The sequence below is a fragment of the Dietzia sp. NCCP-2495 genome, assembly GCF_026011735.1.
Taxonomy (GTDB): domain Bacteria; phylum Actinomycetota; class Actinomycetes; order Mycobacteriales; family Mycobacteriaceae; genus Dietzia.
The window spans coordinates 1-20908 of sequence record NZ_BRVN01000012.1 but is presented as its reverse complement, the minus strand read 5'-3'; the positions used below and the strand labels follow the sequence as shown (position 1 = coordinate 20908).

The 20908-nt window shown below is 70.7% G+C and carries 20 protein-coding genes; 11 read left to right on the top strand and 9 right to left on the bottom strand.

Annotated features, from left to right (window positions below; all coding sequences use genetic code 11):
• Positions 1 to 5: 5 nt before the first annotated feature.
• Entirely contained in the window at positions 6 to 914 is a 909-nt protein-coding gene (locus OPF83_RS11370) for a DUF5926 family protein (RefSeq protein ID WP_264887573.1), read from the top strand.
• A 948-nt stretch (positions 915 to 1862) separates the two neighbouring features.
• A complete protein-coding gene (locus OPF83_RS11365; protein WP_264887572.1) occupies positions 1863 to 2354 on the top strand; it encodes a hypothetical protein in 492 nt (163 codons plus the stop codon).
• Between the two features lie 33 nt (positions 2355 to 2387).
• On the opposite strand, the gene OPF83_RS11360 is transcribed toward OPF83_RS11365, so the two are convergent.
• From OPF83_RS11360 to OPF83_RS11350, 3 genes are all read right to left on the bottom strand, one after another.
• A complete protein-coding gene (locus OPF83_RS11360) occupies positions 2388 to 3983 on the bottom strand; it encodes an LCP family protein (RefSeq protein WP_264887571.1) in 1596 nt (531 codons plus the stop codon).
• A 108-nt stretch (positions 3984 to 4091) separates the two neighbouring features.
• The gene (locus OPF83_RS11355; protein ID WP_264887570.1) at positions 4092 to 4904 is read right to left on the bottom strand and encodes a CPBP family intramembrane glutamic endopeptidase; all 813 of its coding nucleotides are present in this window, start codon (positions 4902 to 4904) and stop codon (positions 4092 to 4094) included.
• Positions 4905 to 4917: 13 nt separating this feature from the next.
• Positions 4918 to 5613 carry a hypothetical protein gene (locus OPF83_RS11350; protein ID WP_264887569.1) on the bottom strand — a complete coding sequence of 232 codons (696 nt, stop codon included), beginning with the start codon at positions 5611 to 5613 and terminating at the stop codon, positions 4918 to 4920.
• Between the two features lie 81 nt (positions 5614 to 5694).
• Here OPF83_RS11350 and OPF83_RS11345 point away from each other — a divergent pair, with 81 nt between their 5' ends.
• The 3 genes from OPF83_RS11345 to OPF83_RS11335 are packed head-to-tail and all read left to right on the top strand — an operon-like array spanning position 5695 to position 7822.
• A complete protein-coding gene (locus tag OPF83_RS11345; protein ID WP_264887568.1) occupies positions 5695 to 6234 on the top strand; it encodes a hypothetical protein in 540 nt (179 codons plus the stop codon).
• A gap of 20 nt (positions 6235 to 6254) precedes the next feature.
• Positions 6255 to 7190 (top strand): prephenate dehydratase, encoded by a 936-nt coding sequence (gene pheA, locus OPF83_RS11340; protein ID WP_264887567.1) that lies wholly within the window; start codon positions 6255 to 6257, stop codon positions 7188 to 7190.
• Entirely contained in the window at positions 7187 to 7822 is a 636-nt protein-coding gene (locus OPF83_RS11335; protein WP_264887566.1) for a histidine phosphatase family protein, read from the top strand. Before pheA ends, OPF83_RS11335 begins: the two co-directional genes overlap by 4 nt.
• A 39-nt stretch (positions 7823 to 7861) precedes the next feature.
• On the opposite strand, the gene OPF83_RS11330 is transcribed toward OPF83_RS11335, so the two are convergent.
• Together OPF83_RS11330 and OPF83_RS11325 are read right to left on the bottom strand one after the other, a co-directional pair.
• Positions 7862 to 8212 carry a metallopeptidase family protein gene (locus OPF83_RS11330; protein ID WP_264887565.1) on the bottom strand — a complete coding sequence of 117 codons (351 nt, stop codon included), beginning with the start codon at positions 8210 to 8212 and terminating at the stop codon, positions 7862 to 7864.
• Between the two features lie 8 nt (positions 8213 to 8220).
• On the bottom strand, positions 8221 to 9354 hold the full coding sequence (locus OPF83_RS11325; protein ID WP_264887564.1) for a septum formation family protein: 1134 nt from the start codon (positions 9352 to 9354) through the stop codon (positions 8221 to 8223).
• A 143-nt stretch (positions 9355 to 9497) separates the two neighbouring features.
• On the opposite strand from OPF83_RS11325, the gene OPF83_RS11320 reads away from it, so the two are divergent.
• Both OPF83_RS11320 and serS read left to right on the top strand, forming a co-directional pair.
• Positions 9498 to 9845, top strand: coding sequence for an ankyrin repeat domain-containing protein (locus OPF83_RS11320; protein ID WP_264887632.1), 348 nt, complete (start codon positions 9498 to 9500; stop codon positions 9843 to 9845).
• Positions 9846 to 9878: 33 nt separating this feature from the next.
• Entirely contained in the window at positions 9879 to 11141 is a 1263-nt protein-coding gene (gene serS, locus OPF83_RS11315; RefSeq protein WP_264887563.1) for a serine--tRNA ligase, read from the top strand.
• Positions 11142 to 11157: 16 nt separating this feature from the next.
• On the opposite strand, the gene OPF83_RS11310 is transcribed toward serS, so the two are convergent.
• Positions 11158 to 11673 (bottom strand): PaaI family thioesterase, encoded by a 516-nt coding sequence (locus OPF83_RS11310; protein ID WP_264887562.1) that lies wholly within the window; start codon positions 11671 to 11673, stop codon positions 11158 to 11160.
• A 55-nt stretch (positions 11674 to 11728) separates the two neighbouring features.
• Here OPF83_RS11310 and OPF83_RS11305 point away from each other — a divergent pair, with 55 nt between their 5' ends.
• A complete protein-coding gene (locus OPF83_RS11305) occupies positions 11729 to 12610 on the top strand; it encodes a 1-acyl-sn-glycerol-3-phosphate acyltransferase (protein WP_264887561.1) in 882 nt (293 codons plus the stop codon).
• A complete protein-coding gene (locus OPF83_RS11300) occupies positions 12607 to 13506 on the top strand; it encodes an HAD family hydrolase (RefSeq protein WP_264887560.1) in 900 nt (299 codons plus the stop codon). Before OPF83_RS11305 ends, OPF83_RS11300 begins: the two co-directional genes overlap by 4 nt.
• Before the next feature lie 21 nt (positions 13507 to 13527).
• Here OPF83_RS11300 and OPF83_RS11295 read toward each other — a convergent pair whose 3' ends face one another.
• Positions 13528 to 13971, bottom strand: a complete 444-nt coding sequence (locus OPF83_RS11295) for a nucleoside deaminase (RefSeq protein WP_264887559.1) — start codon at positions 13969 to 13971, stop codon at positions 13528 to 13530.
• Between the two features lie 215 nt (positions 13972 to 14186).
• Entirely contained in the window at positions 14187 to 16253 is a 2067-nt protein-coding gene (locus OPF83_RS11290) for an N-acetylmuramoyl-L-alanine amidase (protein WP_264887558.1), read from the bottom strand.
• A 452-nt stretch (positions 16254 to 16705) separates the two neighbouring features.
• Between OPF83_RS11290 and glf the strand changes: the two genes are divergently transcribed.
• On the top strand, positions 16706 to 17908 hold the full coding sequence (gene glf / locus OPF83_RS11285; protein WP_264887557.1) for a UDP-galactopyranose mutase: 1203 nt from the start codon (positions 16706 to 16708) through the stop codon (positions 17906 to 17908).
• A gap of 46 nt (positions 17909 to 17954) precedes the next feature.
• Here glf and OPF83_RS11280 read toward each other — a convergent pair whose 3' ends face one another.
• Entirely contained in the window at positions 17955 to 19232 is a 1278-nt protein-coding gene (locus OPF83_RS11280; RefSeq protein WP_264887556.1) for a hypothetical protein, read from the bottom strand.
• 78 nt (positions 19233 to 19310) lie between these two features.
• Between OPF83_RS11280 and OPF83_RS11275 the strand changes: the two genes are divergently transcribed.
• Positions 19311 to 20768, top strand: a complete 1458-nt coding sequence (locus tag OPF83_RS11275) for a DUF5129 domain-containing protein (protein WP_264887555.1) — start codon at positions 19311 to 19313, stop codon at positions 20766 to 20768.
• Positions 20769 to 20908: the final 140 nt, after the last annotated feature.

Here is a 20908-nt window from a genome sequence, read left to right as displayed (position 1 = left end):
TGTACGTGGGTAGACGCAATCGCAGTAACGAGCCGAAGCCGGGCAGTAACCGCCAGGCAAAACTCGCCGCACGCGCGGCCGAACGTGAGCAACTGAGCGTCGCTCCGCGTCCGTTCGCCGGGTTCGCCGGCGAGTGCGACATGGTGGCGATGCGCGAGTTCGTTCCGTCGGCCACCGGGCGCCTGACCACGGTCGGGGAGGGCCGCGACGTCACCATCGCGACCGTCCTGCCCGGGGCCATCGCCGCCCTGGTGCGCGACGAGACGCTCGGTGGCGAGGCCCTGGTGGGATTGCAGGTGCAGGTCCACGGGCCCGATGTGGCCGCCGACCTGGCGTATGCCGTGGACTGGGCCCGGCGCGCCGGTGGCGGCGAGACGTTGACCTCCGCGCACCCGAACGGTGACACCCCGGCGCTGGCCGACATCGTGGTGGCCGACGCTCCGCTGGAGATCGTGGTCCACGACGACTTCTCGTGGTGGGTCGCCGAGGGCGTCGAGGTGGCTCCGGAGATCGCGCAGGCCGTGCGCAACGCCAACGAGGTCATGATGCCCTCGGCGCGCGTCGAGGCCGAGGGCGTCGAGGCGGCGTGGTGGGTCGACACGGGCGAGAAGGCCCACATCCGGTGGGTCCGCCCGGAGGACGAGGACAAGCTGTTCGAGGCCCTGGCCCGCGTGCATGCGGCCGACGGCCTGGATCTGGGCGAGGGCTCGCGTTTCGCGGGCTCCTTCCGGACGCACGGTGTGCTGGTCCCGGTGTTCGATCTCGATCGCGAGATGCACCACCAGGAGTGGGCGGCCGGTCTGCAGGCGCTCGACGCGCGACTGGCCGAGGCCCTGGCGGTCGACGCGCCGCTCACCTCCGAGGAGCGTTCCTCGCGCGACGGGCTCCGTTCGCGCCAGGTGACCCTCCGCTGATCTCCGCTTCCCCCGGCCGTCGCGGACACCGGGGTTTGGCTCCCGGGCCGCGCCGACCTCGATGTCGGCGCGGCCCGCTGTCGTGTCCGGCGGCGGGCGGTGGGAGGTCGACTCCCCGAGTGTGCTCTGTGGCGCTTAGGATTCTCACAGTCACCCGCGTCGTCTGACGTGGGTTGTGGTGACGGAGGGAGTGGGGTTGTGGCGGATCGGACGGGATCTGACGACGACGCCGCCGTGCCGCCTCTCCCGGAGGTGACCGTCCCTCCGTGGCTGCGGACCGGACCGACCACTGATCCGTCGGTCGCGGCCACCCCGCCCGTCACCCCGTCGGCCGCCGATGCCGCGGAGGCCGATGCCGGGCGGGCCGAACAGGGGAGCCGGTCCGACTCGAACCGGGTCCTTCCGACCCGGATCACCCTGGGGGCGCGGCGGCGCAGTGCGCCTGCGGACGGGGCGTCGACCCACGGGGAGCGCCGCGACTCCGCGGGGGGTTCCGACACCGCCGCCGCATCGAATGCCTCCACGGGCGCCGCGACTACACCTTCCTCGGGGCCCTCCACTGGTCCCGTGGCCGGTCCTGACGCGGAATCCGACCTGTCGACACTTCCGCTGCGCCGGGTCCCCGGGACCGCGGCTCGGCCCACCGGGACCGAGCCCGCCGCCCGCCCCGAACCCGCGGCCGGGCCCTCACCCGTGGCCGAACGCTCACCCGCGCCGCCTCGTGCGTCGGCGCCGGTGTCCGAGCCCTCGCAGGCTCCCGCTTCCTCGGCGACTCCGGCGTCACCTCCTGCCGCGTCCCCAGCTGCCCCGGCACCCGTACCGACCACTGCACCCGTACCGACCACTGCACCTGTCGCCGCGGGCGCAGTCGGTTCAGGCGCAGACGCCGCCGCTGCGGCCCGGTCGTCCGAGTCGGAAAGGGCCAGCCCATTGTGGTCGCGTCGACCGGTGCGGATCGCCGTCCTGGCGGCAGCGGGTGCCGCGGTTCTGGGTGGGTCGGCGATCCTCGGGTTCTTCGTGACCCGCTCAGCCACCGCGCCCGAGGCCGCCCCGACCGCCGCGGCGAACCCGGGGTGCGCCGACACGGTCGAGGACGGGCGCGTGCGGGGATCCGGCCCTGGTTCGCTCGACAGCCCGGCCGACACGGTATTGGCGTTTGACCACGCCTACTACGTCGAGCGGTCGGCGGAGAAGGCGTTCGAGGCGGTGTCCCCGTCGAGTCGGATGACCGAGGACCAGTTGCGCAGTGAGGGGATCGATCGTCTCGCGGAGGGAACGTCGCACTGCGTGGAGATCCGCGAGCTCGGCCCCACTCTTCTCGAGGTGGATCTGACGGAGTTCCCGCCGGAGTCGGAGCCGGTCCTCATCCACCAGCGCGTGCGGGTGGCGGAGAACGAGGACGGTACCTGGGGCATCGTCTCCATCACCCCCGCCGGCTGACGCGACCGACCCGGCGGACCGAGACCGTCCCCGTCACGACCCGACGTCGAGGTACTCCGGCCCGGGGGTCCGGCCGTTCGCGACGGCATCGAAGAACCCGGTCGTGGTGGGACCCCACACGAGGTAGGACCCGACGGTCCCGGAGGCCATGCCGTCGTTCGGCGCGGTGACGGTGAGCGGGTCGTTGCCGAGCTTGTACATCACCGAGGCGAGGGTCCAGATGTGATCCCCGGTGTCCACGGTGACGGCCTCTGCACCCGAATCGAGCAGGGGAAGCGCGGTGAACGGGTTGAGCACGTTGCCCGGCGTCAGCACGGTCCGGGTGAGCGAGCCGAGGAACTGTCGCTGGTTCCGCACGCGCTGGAGATCCTGCTCGGCGAAGCCGTGCCGGGTGCGGACGAATCCGAGGGACTGCGCGCCGGTGAGGATCTGACACCCGGGGGCCAGGTCGAGACCGGCGAAGGGATCGACGATCGGCTCGTCGATGCAGATCTCCACGCCACCGACCGCGTCGACGATGCCGGCGAACCCGCCGAAACCGATCTCCGCGTAGTGGTCGATGCGGACGCCGGTCTGTTGTTCCAGCGTCTGGGTGAGCAGGGGCGGCCCGCCGAACGTGTAGGCGGCGTTGAGCTTGTTTTCGCCGTAGCCGGGGATGTCGACGAGCAAGTCGCGGGGCAGCGAGATGAGCATGGTCCGGTCGCCGCCGCGGGGCGTGAACACGAGCATCATCGTGTCGGTGCGCTTTCCGCCGGCGTCCGCCTCCGAGCCGGTGGACAGCTCCGCCTGTTGCTCGGGAGACAGGCCCTCTCGGGAGTCGGTGCCGACGAGCAGGGTGACGGTGCCGGGGGTGTTGCCGATCCGACCGGGGTAGTCGACCAGGGCGTCGATCCGCTGCAACTTGGAATCCGCCCACAGCGCGGTGACGATCCCGAGCGTGAGGATCAGGACGAGCACCAGTCCGACGATCTTCAGCGGGCCGATCCGGCGCGCACGCGGTGCCCGGGCGGGTCGCTGCCGACGGGCGGCCGTCGCGGAGGCGGGCATCCCGGCTCCGTCACGCCGACCGCCGCGTCTCTGGCCCCGGCGATCGACCGGCTGGCGGTACGGATCGCGATCGGCCGCGCGACCGCGCATCTGGCGCGGATCACGCGGATCGCGGCCAGAACGAGGATCGCGGCCGGTGCGGTCGGCGTAGCGCGCCCGCTCGTCCGGCGGGATCGGTTCGGGGGTCTGACGGGGCTGGTAGCCGGTGCGGCCCCGGTCGCGTCCACCGCTCCGGCGCGGATCAGCGGCGTCGCGGGGATCACGGGGAACACCGCCACGGGGAACACCGCCACGGGGATCACCACCGCGGGGATCGCGGGGCAGACCCTCGCGGGGGTCGCGGGCGGCTCCGCCGCGAGGGTCACGGGGACCTCCGGCGCGGGCGTCGCGGGGGTCCACCGACCGTGACGGGCGGGGTGCCTGGGACCGCGAGGGCCGGGGCGCGGACGACCGGGGATCCCGCCGTGGTGCGGGGTCCCGAGGCGCCGCCGGGTCGGCGTAGCCGCGGCGTTCGCGCGCGCGGCGCCGGAGTTCGGCGGCTTCCTCGGGAGTGAGGTGCCGGCGCCTGGGGTCGTCGGTCATGGAATCGGACTCTACTTGTCCGCGGCGCGGGTCGACGGTCCTCGTCGCCGCGTCGAGTCGAGCATCACAGGCGTCACACCGGGTCGGACGGCACCGTCGGGTGTCGGTTCAGAGCCACGTCACATGCGGCGCCACCAGGGCATATCCCAGGAATGCTGCCACGTCCAGGAGCGTGTGGGCGAGGATCAGCGGCCACAGTCGCCGGGTGCGCATCCACCACAGCGCAAAGACGAGTCCCATCGCCAGGTTGCCGGCCCCGCCACCGAAGCCCTGGTACAGGTGGTACGACCCGCGCAGGACCGCGGTGCCGATCAGGGCGATCGTCGGCGGCACCCCGAGTTGGCGCAGGCGGATCAGCAGGTAGCCCACGACGAGGATCTCCTCGGCGGCTCCGTTCCCTGCCGCGGAGAGCACCAGGACCAGGGGCCGCCACCAGGTCTCGGTCAACCCGGACGCGGCGACCTGCAGGTTGAACCCCGCGCCGACGGCACCGAGGTACAGGGCGAGGCCGGGGATGCCGATCACCGCGGTCAGCGCGAGGCCCCACATGACCTGACTGCCGGCCCGGTCCCGGACCAGTCCGACGGCGCGCGCCCTGATCCCGGTGTGGGCGAGCAGGACGAGCGGCAGCAGGGCCCACGCGGTCAGGCGCAGCACGCCGAGTCCCTGGTAGGCCAGGTCGAGCCACGTGTGGGCGGAGCGTGAGGCGTTAAGGGTCGCCGTCTGGTCGGCGAGGTCGGCCGGGGCGAGTAGCGCGGAGACCAGGTCGAGAACGGCGTACAGACCGGAGAGGCCGAAGGTGACGAGGAGGACGACGACGACCTCGGCGAGCAGCACCCGCCTGACCCGCGGGTCGGTGACGGGCTCGAATCGTGCCGCGTACCGGGTCAGGGCCTCGCGGGGGGACAGTGCGGTGAGCACGGGGGCGGTCCGGTCAGTCCTGGTCGTGGATTGAGTTGACGATCCGGCTCATCCAGCGGGGGCCGGGAGCGGACTGCTGGGAGGTCGACATATAGGCCACCCACCATCTCTCCTCGGGCGTGCCGAAGACAGCGGCGAAGATGAGTCCCCCGTCGGCGACCCGGGCGGGATCCTCGGGCACCACCACGTAGGACACCGCCGCGCCCGTTCCGAGTTCGTTCACCACGTCGAAGGTGCGTTTGTCGTCGCGGATCCCGCGGACCCCGAGGATGTACTGCTGGACGGTCTCGGCGAGGGCCGTGGCGGCGCCCTCGTCGTCGGCGATCGCCGCGGCGGGCGTACCGGAATCGAGGGCTCCGGCGAAGATCCTGGTCTCCGGATCGTTCCCCGAGTCGACGGGGACCAGTTCGAGGGAGCCGAACTCGACGTCGTCGACGGACTCCCACCCGACCGGGACGACGATCTCCAGATCCGAGCTCTCATCGGCGACGTAGTTGCCGGCGAGCGTCGAGTCGCGGGGGAGAACCGACTCCGGGCTGTTGATCACGGACACGACGATGAGCAGGGTGAGCAGGCCGATCGCGACGTGGATCGTGCGCGGGCCCCGCTTCTCCTCGGGCGTGAGGTGCGAGGCGTCCGGGGTCTCGTCCTCGGGCGCGGTGTCGTGGGCCTCCTCGCTCGGGGGGCCGGTGGGGTCGTCGGAAGTCATCGCTGGTGAGACTAGCAACGTCGGGGGCGCCGGGCCGGGGCTGCTGAGCACCGCCCGTGATCGGGGTGTAGACCTGTGCTCATGACGGTGTCGTTGGAACTGCTCGGTCGTGGCCCCTCCCGGCCGGATCTGCTCGAGGATCTCGTCGTGGACGACGCCTCGCTCACCGAGATCCTGGGCCGGTGGACGGATTCCGTGCCGGTGGTCGTCGAGGCCGGGGCGGCCACCGGTCTGCCCTCACCGGACCGGGTCGCCGAGGTGTTGGGCAGGGGTGCCCCCGCGGTGGTGAACATCGGTCCCGACCCCGCCGACCCCGCCGGCAGTGCCGCTCCGCTCGCGGATCTCCTCGTGATCGCCGCCCACGCCGGGGTGGGCTTCGGTTCCGGGTTGATCCCCCGTTGCGCGGACGCCTCCGGGGTGTGGGCGGTGTTGTCCGGGGCGGTCGCGGCCATGACCGGTGCCGATGTCGCCGCCGCGATCGTCTCACCCGACCCGGCCGCGATCGTCGGACTGTCCCGATCGGCCCGGGAGGCGATCCGGGACGTGATCACCTGCGTGGTGGTCCCGCGGGACCGAGCGGAGGCCGTCGCCGCCGAGCTCGCGGCAGCAGACCCCGGCTGACGCGAACTAGGGTTGTCGTCGTGGTCACCGTTTCCTACCTTGGTCCTCCCGGCACCTTCACCGACGCCGCCCTACAGCAGTTCGTCGTGGATCCGCACGTCGGAGCGCTGCTGACGGGAGCCCGCCCGAACCCGGTCGAGACGATGGGCGAGGCGCTGGAGAAGGTCCGTTCCGGCGAGGCCGGGTACGCGTGCGTCCCGTTCGAGAACTCGGTCGACGGCACGGTCAACCCCACCAGCGACGCCCTCGCGGTGGGTGATCGGCTCCAGATCTTCGCCGAGACCGAGATCGACGTGGTCTTCTCGATCCTCGTCCGGCCCGGAACGGCCGCCGAGGACGTCCGGGTCCTGCGGACCCACCCAGTCGCTGCCGCGCAGGTCCGGGGGTGGGTCGCGGAGCACCTGCCGAACGCCCGCATCGAGACCACCTCGTCGACCGCGGCCGGAGCGGAGGAGGTCGCCGCCGGGATCGCGGATGCCACCGCGGCGCCCGCCCGCGCGGGGGAGATCAACGGGCTCGTCCCGCTGGCCGAGAACGTCGCCGACGTCGGCGGGGCACGCACCCGATTCGTCCTGGTGGGACGGCCCGCGGTACCCACGCCCCGCACCGGGAACGACCGGACCTGCGTGATCTTCGGGCTGCCGCACGAGCCCAACTCGCTGGTCCAGGCGCTCACGGAACTGTCGATCCGCGACATCGACCTCACGAGGATCGGTTCCAGGCCCACCCGGGTCGAGCGGTTCACCTATTACTTCCACGTCGATCTGGTCGGTCACATCGAGGACCCAGTCGTCGCCGAGGCGCTCGTCGCCCTGCGGCACCGGACCGAGAAACTGCGCTACCTCGGCTCGTGGCCCGTGGCGGGCACCGACGAGGCGGCCGGCACGCCACCGCCGGACCATGCCGACGAGCTGGCCTGGCTCGAGGGACTGCGCCGCGGAGAGGGTGCCGGATGAGTGCCCGCCTCCATCTCGTCCGACACGGTCAGACCCCGTCGAACGTCGCCGGGGCCCTCGACACCGCCCTGCCGGGCGCGCCGCTGACCGAGCTCGGTCGGGAACAGGCCGTCCTGGTGGGGCAGGAGCTGGCGGAGTCGGGGATCGCGCCGACGGTGGTGATGAGCTCCGAGGCGGCGCGGGCACGCGAGACCGCCGGTCTGATCGCCGCCCAGATGGACGGGCTCCCGACCCTCGCGGTGCCCGGGATGTACGAGGTCCAGGCCGGCCGGTACGAGATGCAGACCGGTGCCCGGGCTCTCCTCGCCTACAACAGGCTCATCCGCGACTGGCTTGAGGAGGGTGATCTGACCGCCAGCCTCCCGGACGGGGAGAGCGCCCTCGACGTGCGGGACCGGACGATGCCCCTGGTCGCCGAACTCCGTGAGTCGTACCTCGACAACGGGATCGACGTGGTCCTGGTTGTCCACGGTGCGGTCATGCGGATGATGTCCGTCTTCGCGGGCGCCGTGCCGTCGCAGTGGGCGCTGACCAATCACATCGCCAACTGCGGGGTCATCGAGTTGGCGCCGGACGGCGGCGGATGGTCGTGCGAGCGGTGGGGCGATCACCTGGGACGCCCGACGTTCTGACCGCGGCGCTCATGACCGCGGTGCTCATGACCGAGGCGCTCAGCCCCAGCCGAGCTCGTGGAGGGTCTCCTCGCCGATCCCGAAGTGGTGGGCGATCTCGTGGATCACCGTCACGGCCACCTCGTGGACGAGCTCCTCCTCGGTGGAGCAGAAGTCGCACAGTGCGTCCCGGTAAATGGTGATGGTGTCCGGGAGGAAGCCTGAATAGGTGTCCCCGCGTTCGGTCAAGGCCACGCCCTCGTACAGGCCGAGCAGGTCGTGCTCGTCGGGATTCCGGTCGGCGATGAGCACCACGACGTTGTCCATGGCCCGGAACAACTCGTCCGGGACGGAGTCCAGGGCGTCGTTGACCAGAGTCTCGAACCGCGCCTCGTCGACGGTGATTCCCATGGGTGTGCCTACGGGACGGGAACCGTGGCCGTGCCGAGGTCACCCTCGGCCGGAGGCGCGGATCCGTCCACCGGTGGCTGACCTGCCTGGCCGGGCTGGCCGGGATCGGTTCCGGGCGGCGGGATGATGGTGGTCGTGGGCGCGACCGGGACCTGACCGTCGACGAGGAGCCCCTCGACGGCCGGGCCTCGCAGGACCGCGAACGGACCGGGCTCGGCGGCCTTCATGAGACCGCAGTTGACCGTGCGGCTGCCGGTGCGCCACGAGATCTCCGAGATCGGGTTGACCAGGGTGGAGATGAGGGTGCTCCGGCGCAGTGCCTCGTCGGTCCCGAAGTAGCTGATTCCGGCCTGGAGACACGCCTCAGCCGTGAGCTCGGATTGCACGCGCGGCTCCGGTGGGACCGGTCCCTCCGGGAAGATCCCGGTCACGTCGAGGTCGGACACGATCTCGATCGAGTGGTCCTGCTCGCAGGGGATCGGTGCGCCCGGCAATCCCTCGGCGGTGAACCCGAGGCACGTGCCCGCCTCCCAGCGCCGGTGCTGGTCGGACTCGGCGAAGACTCCGGTCGACAGCGCGGATCGGCCGTCGAGCTCGGATGCCGCGATGCCGCAGAGCACACTGTGGTCGCCCTTGTCCCATCCCTCCTGGGACGGGGGCACGACCAACCCCGTGAAACGGCCGTCCGGGTCCACCTCTCGCCCGGCGTATCGGGTGATCGTCGGCAGGCACTGCTCGGTACCGACGGGGGCGAGCTTCTCGTTCGTCGGCAGAGGGGTGCCGTCTCCGAACCCGGGGAGGTCGGACAGCGGGATCCGGGCCGCGACCTCGAACCGGTGGGGCTGTGCGCAGTCGACCGCGGCGAACGAGGTGACCTGGTCGGATGCGTCCATCGACCAGGTCAGACACGTTCCCGGCACGGCGTCGGCGTACGCCGGACCGGACAGGGTCCGCGGGTCGACCTGCGGGACGACCTGGGCGATACGGCCGGCCCGGGACGAATCGGGGTTGTTGATGGCCGAGGCCATGAGGGCACCCGTCGCCCCTCCTCCGAACAGGATCGCGAGGAGTGAGGCCAGGACCGCGCCCCGTGAACGGAGCAGGGACCGACCTGGACGTGACGATCGGGTGGTGGTGCTCATCGCTCCTATGATGCCGCAATCGCTGCCGTGACGATAAGATCCTGGGCATGAGCGGACACGGCGACCAGCAGCCCGGCGGACCGGACAGCGGCACCCGTTCGCCCCGAGAAGGGGTGGACCCCGAGGTCCTCGAGTTCGCCCAGATGCTGTTCCAGTTGGCGCGAGAGGGCGAAACCGAACGCCTGGCGGCCTACGTCGACGCCGGTGTCACCCCCGACCTGACCAACGAGCGTGGGGACGGATTGCTCATGCTGGCCGCCTACAACGGTCATCCCGGAACCGTGCGCGCGCTGGTAGAGCGGGGCGCCGATGTGGAGCGGGCCAACGACCGGGGGCAGACCCCGCTGGCCGGTGCCGTGTTCAAGGGCTACGGCGAGGTCGTCCGGATCCTCTTCGAGGCGGGCGCCGATCCGTACGGCGGAGTCCCCACCGCCGTCGACACGGCGCGGATGTTCGAGAAGGACGCCTTCCTCGAGCTGTTCGGCGTCTGACGGGTGGCGGAGCGGGATCGTTAGAGTGGATGCGTGATCGATCTCAAGCTGCTCCGCGAGAACCCTGACCTCGTCCGTGACTCCCAGCGCACCCGCGGCGAGGACCCGTCGCTGGTCGACCAGCTGCTGACCGCCGACGAGAAGCGTCGTGCCTCGATCGCGGCCGCGGACACGGCCCGGGCCGAGCAGAAGGCCCACGGCAAGAAGGTCGGTCAGGCCTCGCCGGAGGAGCGTCCGGCCCTCCTCGAGGCCGCGGGCGCGCTCAAGAAGGCAGTCAAGGACGCTGAGGAGTTGGAGAAGGCCGGCGCCGCCGAGGTCGACCGGCTGCAGCGGATGCTCTCCAACATCGTCGAGGAGGGCACTCCCGCCGGAGGCGAGGACGACTTCGTGGAGATCGAGCGGATCGGCGAGATCCCGACGTTCGACTTCGAGCCGAAAGACCACCTCGAGCTGGGTGAGAGCCTGGGCCTGATCGACATGGAGCGCGGCGCGAAGGTCTCCGGTGCGCGCTTCTACTTCCTCACCGGCTACGGCGCGATGCTCCAGCTGGGCATGCTCCAGCTCGCCGCACAAAAGGCGATGGCAGGTGGCTTCACACTGATGATCCCGCCGGTGCTGGTGCGCCCGGAGATCATGCAGGGCACCGGTTTCCTGGGGGCGCACGCCGACGAGGTGTACAAGCTCGAGGCCGACGACCTGTACCTGGTGGGCACCTCTGAGGTGGCCCTCGCCGGATACCACCAGGGCGAGATCATCGACCTCGCGGACGGGCCGAAGCGCTACTGCGGGTGGTCGTCGTGTTTCCGCCGTGAGGCAGGCAGCCACGGTAAGGACACCCGCGGCATCATCCGCGTCCACCAGTTCGACAAGGTCGAGATGTTCTCCTGGTGCCGTCCGGAGGACGCCGCCGCCGAGCACCAGCGTCTCCTCGGCTTCGAGAAGGAGATGCTGCAGGCCATGGGCCTGCCCTTCCGGGTGATCGACATCGCCGGTGGAGACCTCGGTTCCTCGGCCGCCCGCAAGTACGACTGCGAGGCGTGGGTCCCGACGCAGGACGCTTTCCGGGAGCTCACCTCCACCTCGAACTGCACGACGTTCCAGGCCCGTCGACTGGGCGTTCGCTACCGCGACGATGAGGGCAGGACCCAGACCGCCGCCACGCTCAACGGGACGCTCGCCACCACCCGCTGGCTGGTCGCGATCCTTGAGAACCACCAGCAGGCCGACGGTTCGGTCGTGGTTCCCGAGGCGCTGCGCCCGTTCGTCGGCAAGGACGTGCTCGAGCCGATCCGCTGAGCGAATCGCGTACGGGTCAGGGGCGGAACAGCATCATCACGCCACTCGCACTGGCGCACCTGCGGCCGTCGGTGTCGGTGACCTCCACCTGGACCACCGACGTCGAGCGGCCCACGTGTTGCACCTCGGCAGAGATCGTCGCCGGCGTCCGGTCCAGCCGGAGTGCACGGATATAGCGGACCGTGAGGTCGAGCGTGGTGTAGCCGACGCCGGGTTCGACGACCGAGGCCGTGGCGTAGCCGAGGGCGGAGTCGACCCACCCGGAGACGATCCCACCGTGGACCGTGCCGCCGGCGTTCAACGCCCACTGGCCGGGCGTCGCGGTCATGGTCACCGTTCCCTCGGACGCGGCAATGAGCGTGAGTCCGAGAGTGTGCGCGCCAGGGGAGAGGTGACGCTCACCGCGGATGATCTTCTCGAGGGCGTCCAGGCCCGCATGCACGCGTTCGGCGGGGTCCTCAGGGCTCGGGGCCCAGGAGTAGCGGCGGCTGTGCGAATCTGGATCGACGGTGTCTGAGGGGACGTCATTCACAGGGCTGAACCTACATTGACACTCGGTGTCGTACTGGGCCGCTACTCTGTGGGGCGTGGAGCTCTTCTATACGGGGATTATCGGATTCGCACGCCTACTGTTCAGGATCCAGGGGCTGAAGATCAGCATGAGCGGGGAGCAGAACTTCCCGGCGCGAGGCGGCGCGGTCGTGATGATCAATCACACCGGCTACTTCGACTTCGTCTACGCCGGGATCCCGGCGCGCGAGCACAAGCGGTTCATCCGGTACATGGCCAAGGCAGAGGTCTTCGATCACCCTGTCGGTGGCCCCGTGATGCGCAAGATGAAGCACATCCCGGTCGATCGTGCGGCCGGGAAGGAGTCGTTCGACGAGGCGGTCTCGCGGCTGCGCGCCGGTGAACTCGTCGGTGTGTTCCCCGAGGCCACGATCAGTCGCAGCTTCGAGATCAAGGATTTCAAGTCCGGTGCTGTCCGGATGGCCCTCGCGGCCGATGTCCCGATCCTCACGGTCACGATCTGGGGATCGCAGCGCGTGTGGAGCAAGGGGCTGCCCAAGAAGCTGCTGCGTCCCAAGGTGCCCATCATGATGGAGGTCAGTGAGCCCATCACGGCGTATGAGCCCGTGGACGAGTGCACTGCACAGATCCGTTCGCAGATGCAGGCCACGCTGGAGAAGCTCCAGGACGAGTACGCCCGCCGCCACGGGCCCTACCCCGCCGGGGCGAACTGGGTCCCGGTCCGGCTCGGCGGATCGGCTCCGACACTGGATGAGGCCACGGCGCTGGACGAGGCCGCGCACGCCGAGCGTCTGCGACGCCGGGCGGAGAAGGACGCCGCGAACGGGGTCGCGCCCGACGATCGGGCGGCGAAGGCCGGTGGTGCCCCGACGCGGTCCGAAGAGCCCCGTGAGACGGACGACGGCGACCCTGTGACGGGAGGCCCGGACATCCGGTGACCGCATCCAGACCTCTCCTCGTCGCCACGGACGTCGACGGCACGCTGATCGGCAACGATCACCTCGTCCCCGCCGCCAACCTGGCCGTCATCGAGGACATCGCGGCGAGCGGTGCGACCTTCGTGCTGGCCACGGGGCGGCCGCCGCGGTGGATGTCGCAGATCGTCGACCAGCTCCCGTTCGCGCCACTGGCGGTGTGCGCGAACGGCGCCGTGATCATGGACACCGACTCGGGTGAGTTCCTCTCGTCGACACTGCTGCAGACGGACGTGTTGGTCGAGCTCGACCAGGTCCTCGGGGAACGGCTACCGGGATGCGGGATCGCGGCCGAGCGGCTCGGACGGGACGCGGCGGACGCACAGTTCGTCGCGAGTCCCGACTACGAGCACGCGTGGATCAGCATCGAGCATCTCGAGGTGGGGCACGACGAGGTGCTGTCCGAGCCGGTGCTCAAGCTCCTCGCCCGGATGCCGGGTATGTCGAGTGCCGACATGGCGGCTGCGGTTTCCGGCGCCGTCGAGCACCTGGCGGACGTGACCTATTCGACGACCGACGGCCTCATCGAGTTCGCACCCCGCGGCGTCACCAAGGCCAGTGGACTGGGTCTGCTCACGTCCGGAGAGTTATCCGGTGGGTCGGTGCTGGTTCCGGCGAGCGGTGGCGCGGCTGACAGGGAAGGTGTTGGTGGGGAAGGTGCTCGTGGCGCCGCTGCCCCCGTCGTCCCGGTGACCGTGGCGTTCGGCGACATGCCGAACGACGTGGAGATGCTGCGGTGGGCCGACCACGGTGTGGCGATGGGCAACGCGATCCCGTCGGTCCGCGCTGTCGCGGACGAGGTCACGCTCAGCAACGACGACGCGGGCCTGGCCCACGTCCTGCGCCGCTGGTGGACCTAGGCGTGATGGTCGGGGCGGCGGTCACCTCCCGCCGATGTCCTCCGACCACGCCGCAGGGTTCTCGGCGGCGAACCGGGTGAGGAGCTCGGCGGCCACGGGGTCGTCCAGGACCTCGACACGCACACCGCGATCGCGGAGGAACTCGATCTCGCCCGGGAACGTCCGTGCCTCGCCGATCACCACTGCGGGGATCTGGAAGAGGGCTATCGCCCCGGCGCACATCGAACACGGCGACAGGGTCGTGTAGAGCGTGCAGTCCCGGTAGTCGGCCAATCGACCGACGTGGTCCAGACAGTCGATCTCGCCGTGGAGGATCGCGCTGCCGCGCTGCATCCGCCGGTTACGGCCCGCGCCCAGCAATTCGCCGTCACGCCAGAGAGCCGCGCCGATCGGGATCCCGCCCTCGTCGAATCCGGTTCGCGCCTGCTGGAGGGCGGCGTCGTACTCGTTCTGTGTCCGTGTCATGGGAGCCTCCGTCCTTCCCCGGAGTACACCGGACGAGGCAGCACGGCGAGGCGAATCGACCGATGCCGCCGCCGGGATCGGCGACGGCATCGGATGCGCGATGTGGTGTCACATGGGTGCGGACCGGTCCCCACCACTTCCCCGGTGTGCCCGCCTCCCCTACTGGGACGAGGCGGGCACACCTGGTGGGAGCCGATCCGCGGGTCTGGGGTCCGTCAGCGGCTGGGCTCCACGGAGATCTCCTTGGTGGCCGGGTCGAAGACCAGGGTGCCGCCGGCGAATCGCTGCGCGACGGTGCCGTCGGGGCGCTCGGTCTCGGTGGAGGTCGGCAGGCCGAGCGGTCCGTGCTCGAAGCCCTGGGCGGCCCAGGCATCGCCTATCACGCCCCACACGGGGTGCGCACCGGTCTCGGGGGAGGAGTACACGGCGCCGTTCTCGGTCTTGACCAGCGAGACATTGCCGAACTTCTGGATCCCGGACAGGACCTTGCCCAGTGGGCCGGCGAACTTCTTCACGAGATCACCGATGTCGCCTCCGACCATGTCGCCGACCGAGCCGCCGCCGAGGGGGATGTCCTTGAGGGACACGCCACTGCTGAGGATGCTGGTCAGTTCCTTGACGTCGACCCTCTGCCCGGTGAGGGCGCTGCGCAGCGCCGAGGTGACGGCCGTCTGGATGGCCGACTTGGACAGGCCGGGGATGGTCGAGCCGTTGCCGCTGGTCTCGTCACGACCGGTGGACGGCGGAGTGGTGCCGGGCGCGGTCGGCGAGGTGCCGCCGCCACCGCCACCGCCACCGCCGCCACCCTTGGCGTAGGAGGCCGCGATGTCGCGGATCTGGCCCATCTTGGCGTAGCCCGCGTTGCCGGGGCAGCTCGTCAGGCCGACGTCGCGGTGGGCGAAGATGTTCGGCAGCCGGACCCCGGTTCCGTACGAGTACTTCGTGTAGGACGTGCCCTCCGAGTAGTGCATGTCGGTGCCCTTGGGGTCCACGCCGGCCACGGCCAGGCGCCACCCGAGGATCTCGCCGACCTTGCGGATGGTGGCGTCGGGCGGGGACACGGTCGAGAAGTCGCCCATCATCGAGATGCCCCACGTGTTGCCGTTGAAGCCACCGGCGTGGGCGCCCTGTACGTTGCGGGACAGTCCGCCGGCGCGGCCCTCGAAGGCCTGGCCGTACTTGTCGACCAGCACGTTGTACCCCACGTCGCACCAGCCCAGCGTGCGCGCGTGGTACGAGTAGATGCCGCGGACGATGCTCGCCGAGTCGCCCTTGGAGTAGTTGTTGCTGCCCGCGGTGTGGTGGACCACGCCGGCGGCCAGATCGGGGTCGTAGGTCGGTGAGCCACAGCGCATCGACTCATTCGCGCCCCAACCGGAGCGGGTGATGATCGTCGGCTGCTTCACCGCGACGTCGCCGTAGGTGCCGTCGCCTGAGGCGGAGATGTCGGCGAACTGCTCAGGGGAGGGCGTCGGGGTCTTGTCCGGCGAGAGCAGGACGGCCTGAACGGAGTCGGAGGCGGAGTCCGAGTCGAGCTCGGAGGTCTCGGCGACCGGCTTGATGTCCGCGAACCGGGTGGGGATCGGGGGCGTGCCGACCGACTCGCGGGATTCGGGTGCGGCCTCGGCGGGGGCGTCGGAACGGGCGGCGATGTCCTTGTCGGCGGGCGCGGCGTCGTCAGCCCCGGCGGCGTCGGACGCGGTGTCGTCGGCCTCGACCTCGAAGCGATCCGGATCGCCTGCGTCGGCGGCGGTCTCTTCGGAGGCGTCGGGCGCGTCGGCCAGCGAGGAGTCGGCGATGTCGACGCCGGAGAGGGAGATCTGTACCGCCGTGGCGTCCATGCCGAGGTAGATGGGTTCGGTTCCGCCGGTGTCATTGGTGGTCTCGCTCTTGCCGTCGACCGACTCGGCCTCGTACCAGGGGCCCCACGTGCCGTCGGCGCCCTTCGCGCGGACGTTGGCCACGGCGTCCGGGTGGGAGCCCTTCCAGGTGACGCCCATCATCGTGAACGGCGTCTCGGAGGTGATCTCCTTGACGGGGCCTGACCCTGCGGCGACGTCGCGGTCCACGCCGGTGGCGTCGGGCGCGTCGGCGAGCGAGACCTCGACCTCGCCGGTGGGCAGGCCGGAGTTCGCGGTGGTGGCGATGTCCTCCCCGGATTCGGTTGCCTGGTCGGCCCCGTAGACGGCGATCGGGGTGACGACGGACGCCGCGACCGCCACCGCAACGGCGAGGGTCCGGCGTCGACCGCTGTAGTGCAGTGGGCGGCGTCGTGTGCTCAAGGGCTTCTCCAGATCAGGTGTCGGTGCTCCGCGGTGCGAACCACGGGACACTTCTCCCACTCCGCCTCGCCCACCGCGCCGAGGCGCGACAGATGGGACGGATGTGACGAACGTGGTCAATGTTAGCCAAGAAACGTGTGAAACCAAGTGGTGTACAAGTGAATTTTGTGGTGACAACTATGTAGTTTCGAACCGGCGTACGACGACGACGACACCCGACCTGCGGCGTGAGTGGACGCGGGTCCTCCGAGAAGAAGTTCAGAGTTTTTGTCGTCGTCGTCAGTCGGCGCGCCATTAACCACCCCCCGACCCGCCGGATACCCTGGGAACCCGGACCCGCACCGACCGGCGCGGGGACCACAGGCGCGGCCGCGGAGAACAGTCGCGGCACACGAACTCGGGCGTGCACCGGCTTTCCACGGTGCGCACGTGTCAAACGGAGGGAATCGACGATGGCAGGCGAGCGGCAGTGGGGCACCTATGACCTCATCGTGGTGGGGTCGGGTTTCTACGGCCTGACGGTCGCGGAGCGCGCGGCCACCGAGCTCGGCAAGCGGGTACTCGTGCTCGAACGTCGCCACCACATCGGCGGCAACGCCTACTCGGAGGCCGAACCCGAGACCGGGATCGAGATCCACAAGTACGGCGCGCACCTGTTCCACACCTCGAACGAGCGCGTGTGGGAGTACGTCAACAAGTTCACCGACTTCACCGGCTACCAGCACCGCGTGTTCTGCATGTACGACGGCACCGCGTACCAGTTCCCCATGGGCCTGGGCCTGATCAACCAGTTCTTCGGCCGCTACTACTCGCCGGACGAGGCCCGCGCCCTCATCGCCGAGCAGGCCTCCGAGTTCTCTTCCGACGAGGCCGCCAACTTCGAGGAGAAGGCCATCTCCCTGATCGGACGCCCGCTGTACGAGGCGTTCATCAAGGGCTACACCGCCAAGCAGTGGCAGACCGACCCCAAGAACCTGCCCGCCGGCAACATCACCCGCCTGCCCGTCCGCTACACCTTCGACAACCGCTACTTCAACGACACCTACGAGGGCCTGCCGGTCGACGGCTACACCGCGTGGCTCGAGAACATGGCGGCCGACGACAAGATCGACGTGGTGCTCGACACGGATTGGTTCGACGTCCGCGACGCCGTGCGCGCCGCCAACCCCGACGCGCCCGTCGTGTACACCGGCCCGCTCGACCGCTACTTCGACTACGCCGACGGCGAGCTCGGCTGGCGCACCCTGGATTTCGAGATGGAGGTCCTGCCCACCGGCGACTTCCAGGGCACCCCGGTGATGAACTACAACGACGCCGAGGTGGAGTACACCCGCATCCACGAGTTCCGGCACTTCCACCCGGAGCGCAAGGAGTACCCCAACGACAAGACTGTGATCATGCGCGAGTACAGCCGCTTCGCCGACCGCGAGGACGAGCCGTACTACCCGATCAACGAGTCCACCGACCGCGAGCGGCTCGCCGCCTACCGCGACCGCGCCAAGGCCGAGACCGCCCAGAACAAGGTGCTCTTCGGCGGCCGCCTGGGCACCTACCAGTACCTCGACATGCACATGGCGATCGCCTCAGCGCTGACGATGTTCGACAACACCCTGGCCCCGCACCTGCGCGACGGCGCGCCGCTCGCCGACGCCTGAGCCTCCGCCCGCCTCCCCGGCCCCGCCCCGGTGGGTCCGGTCCAGGTCAGGGCATTCGGCGATTCCGGACCGCCGCGGCGTCCTGCGCCGCGTGCACGAGCGCGGGCTTGGCCTCGCCGAGGTGCTCGAGCACCGGCGTGACCGAGTCCCAGAAGCGGCTCAGCGAGCTCAGCCCCTCGTTCTCGGCCACGGCCTGGGCGCGTTCGGCGCGGGTGTCATCCGAGCGCGTGGGGTGCAGGGCCGCGCGCTTGCCCTCGATCCGGTCGTCCTTGCGCTGGGCGATCACGTAGCCCAGCGCGAACGCCACCGTTCGTGGCATCCGTCCGGTGAGCAGCACCTCGGCCTCGGGGTAGTCGTCGAGCACCTGCTCCACCACTCCCGAGAGCTCCTCGACCAGGCGCGCGAACGCCCGCGGGTCCACGCGTCGCCCGCTCGCACCGGGCACCCAGCGCCCGGCCGGCAGCGTCCACGGGACGAGGGCGGCCCCCTCGTCGTCGTCGCCACTCGCGGTGGGACCCGCCACCACGACCACCTCACACGTCTCACGCAGGGGGTGACCCGCATCGATCTCTGAGACCGGCCCGCCGCCCTCGAGCTGCAGCGAGAGCCACACGCGCCGGACGGCCGCCCGGTCAGGGGCTCCGGCGCCGAGCGTGTGCAGGGCGAGCTGGGTGTCGGCCTGCGCGCGGCGCGACCGCCAGCGGCGCTCGGCCCAGGTGTCGTCGCCGTCGTCGAAGTACACCGTCCGCACGCCCGTGTCACCCCCGGGCAGGCGCCGCTTCCGCGCCTCGGCGGGGAGCTCCGCGAGGTGCGTGCGCTCGCGCAGCAGCACGTCGTAGCCCACCGCGAGGGCGGCCGGGAACGCGAGATTGGGCGCCAGGACGTAGCCGGTGGCGTCGTCGTCGTCGTTCATCGCGCGCTCGAGCTCGTCGGACACGTGGTCCACCTCGCGTCGCAGGTCCACCACGTCGCCGTGCGTTCCGAACCACCCGGTCGCCGACCGGAAGTCCAGGCTGCGCGCGTTGGCCACGTCCACCGCGGCGCGGGTGCGGTCGGCGCTCTCCGCGGGCAGCAGCCGCAGGTAGTAGAGGGTGCCGTTGTGGGCGATGAGCCACGAGCGCAGCGCCATGGCCACCACGAGCACCGCCAACGTGCCGAGGAACCACCACAGGCGCGACGGCGACGTACAGTTCTCCGACCACAGATCGGGCACGGCCGAGACGGTGCACGCGGCGTCGCGGGAGATCAGGTCCTCGGCGACGAGCCCGCCGAAGGCGGTCGTCAGGGCGACGGTGATGGCGATGAGCGTTTCGAGCAGGAACACCGGACCACGGTAACGGTCCCGGTCGGGTCGGTCGCCGAGAGGCTGTCGCGGGCGAAGCGCCGCAGCTACCCTGAGGACATGACCCGGCCCGTGCCCCGCGTCCTTATCCGACTCCTCGTGGCACTCGCGGGTGCCGCGGCGCTGCTGACGATGCTCGCGTGGTCGCCCGGCTCCGTCGCGCACGCCCAGGCGCCGGCCGAGGCCCCCGCGCCGACCGCCGACGAGCCGGAGCAGGCGGTGGAGGTGGAGATCACCGACCGGGCCGACGTCCTCTCATCCGGCGACGAGGACCTCCTGCGCACCGAGACCGGGCGGATCTCGTTCCCGCCCCAGGTCCGCCGCGTGGTGTTCCTGACCTTCGACGACGGCGGCGAGAACCTCAACGACACCACCGAGCGTTTCGCGCAGTCCGACCGGCCCGACCTCGTCGCCGGCGACCGCGAGAAGTGGGCGCCGGGCGCGCTGCTCGTGGTCAACGACCCGGAGTCCCGCGACGTGGGGATCTACTGTGGCGACGACGTGTGCGCGGCGCTCGACCTCTTCGAGGGCCGCCACCTCGACGGTTCGCTGGAGGCGATGAAGGACCCGATGCGCCGCGGGAACCACGCGGTGGGTCTGCTCTCGGGCGCGCAGGCGGCGGCCGATCCCACCGTGCTCGCGCCGGAGCGGGAGGGGGCGCCGGGCTGGTTGCCGTGGGCGCTCGGCGGCGCGGGTGTGGTGGCCGTGGGCGCAATCGGCGCGGGTGTCGCCGCTAACCGGAAGAAGAAGGCGGCGACGGCGAGGGAGCGGTACGACCGGGTGTCCCGCGAATACGGGCGGGTCGCCGGGGAACTCGACGGGCTGGACATCCGCGCCAACTCGCTCACCTCCCCGCTGGCCGACGACGAGCTGCGGTCCCAGTGGGCCGACATCCGCGACCGCTTCCTCGCCCTGGACACCGTCATGGGCCGTATCGGTGACCTGCGGCCGGACTCCTCGGACTCCGAGTTCCGCGCCCACGCCGCCGACATCGACAGCGCGCACGAGACGGTGGACCAGATGGAGACGGCCGAGAAGAACATCGACGAACTGTTCCGCATGGAGCAGGGCGACGCCGACGCGCGCCGCCGCCAGCTCGGCGAGCTGCACGAGGACATGCTCGCCGCGGCCCTGGGTACGAAGGACTCCCGGCTCGCGGCCGAGGCCCGGGCGCTGGACGCGCGGGGAGACGAGCTCGCGCGCGACACCGCCGCGCCGGACTTCATGGACCGCTACGCGCGTCTCGTGGTGGACTACCGGATCGTCGTGGAGGCCATCCGCGCCCGCGAGATGGCGGATGTCGAGGAGGCGAAGGACGCCGGCGATCGCCACGCTCCGCGGCTGTACGACCGCGACTGGCGCGCCGGCTACGGATACCAGGGCTTCGTGCCCTACTACGTTGTGTCGAGCTGGCACGCCCACGACGTGCAGGCCGCCCAGTCGGCGGCGTCGAGTGCGACCAACAGCAGCTACTCCAACGCGTCGTTCTCCGGCGGCGGTGGGTCGAGCGGCTACTGAGCCCGATGTCGGGGGCGGGGGCGGGGAGGATGCTCCTATGGATGTCAAGCGGCTTTGGCGAGGTCGGCGGTGGTCGGTGCTTGGGTGGCGGGGTCGCGAGCCTGTAGGTCGTTGATCAGGGCATGGTAGATCTCGCGCGT

Bases quoted from the DNA above. Each gene is read 5' to 3' on its own strand.
- OPF83_RS11335 (WP_264887566.1), top strand. From the start codon at position 7,187: ATGAGTGCCCGCCTCCATCTCGTCCGACACGGTCAGACCCCGTCGAAC.
- OPF83_RS11320 (WP_264887632.1), top strand. From the start codon at position 9,498: ATGCTGTTCCAGTTGGCGCGAGAGGGCGAAACCGAACGCCTGGCGGCC.
- OPF83_RS11330 (WP_264887565.1), bottom strand. From the start codon at position 8,212: ATGGGAATCACCGTCGACGAGGCGCGGTTCGAGACTCTGGTCAACGAC.
- OPF83_RS11325 (WP_264887564.1), bottom strand. From the start codon at position 9,354: ATGAGCACCACCACCCGATCGTCACGTCCAGGTCGGTCCCTGCTCCGT.
- OPF83_RS11350 (WP_264887569.1), bottom strand. From the start codon at position 5,613: ATGACTTCCGACGACCCCACCGGCCCCCCGAGCGAGGAGGCCCACGAC.
- OPF83_RS11275 (WP_264887555.1), top strand. From the start codon at position 19,311: ATGACCCGGCCCGTGCCCCGCGTCCTTATCCGACTCCTCGTGGCACTC.
- glf (WP_264887557.1), top strand. From the start codon at position 16,706: ATGGCAGGCGAGCGGCAGTGGGGCACCTATGACCTCATCGTGGTGGGG.
- OPF83_RS11345 (WP_264887568.1), top strand. From the start codon at position 5,695: ATGACGGTGTCGTTGGAACTGCTCGGTCGTGGCCCCTCCCGGCCGGAT.
- OPF83_RS11360 (WP_264887571.1), bottom strand. From the start codon at position 3,983: ATGACCGACGACCCCAGGCGCCGGCACCTCACTCCCGAGGAAGCCGCC.
- OPF83_RS11295 (WP_264887559.1), bottom strand. From the start codon at position 13,971: ATGACACGGACACAGAACGAGTACGACGCCGCCCTCCAGCAGGCGCGA.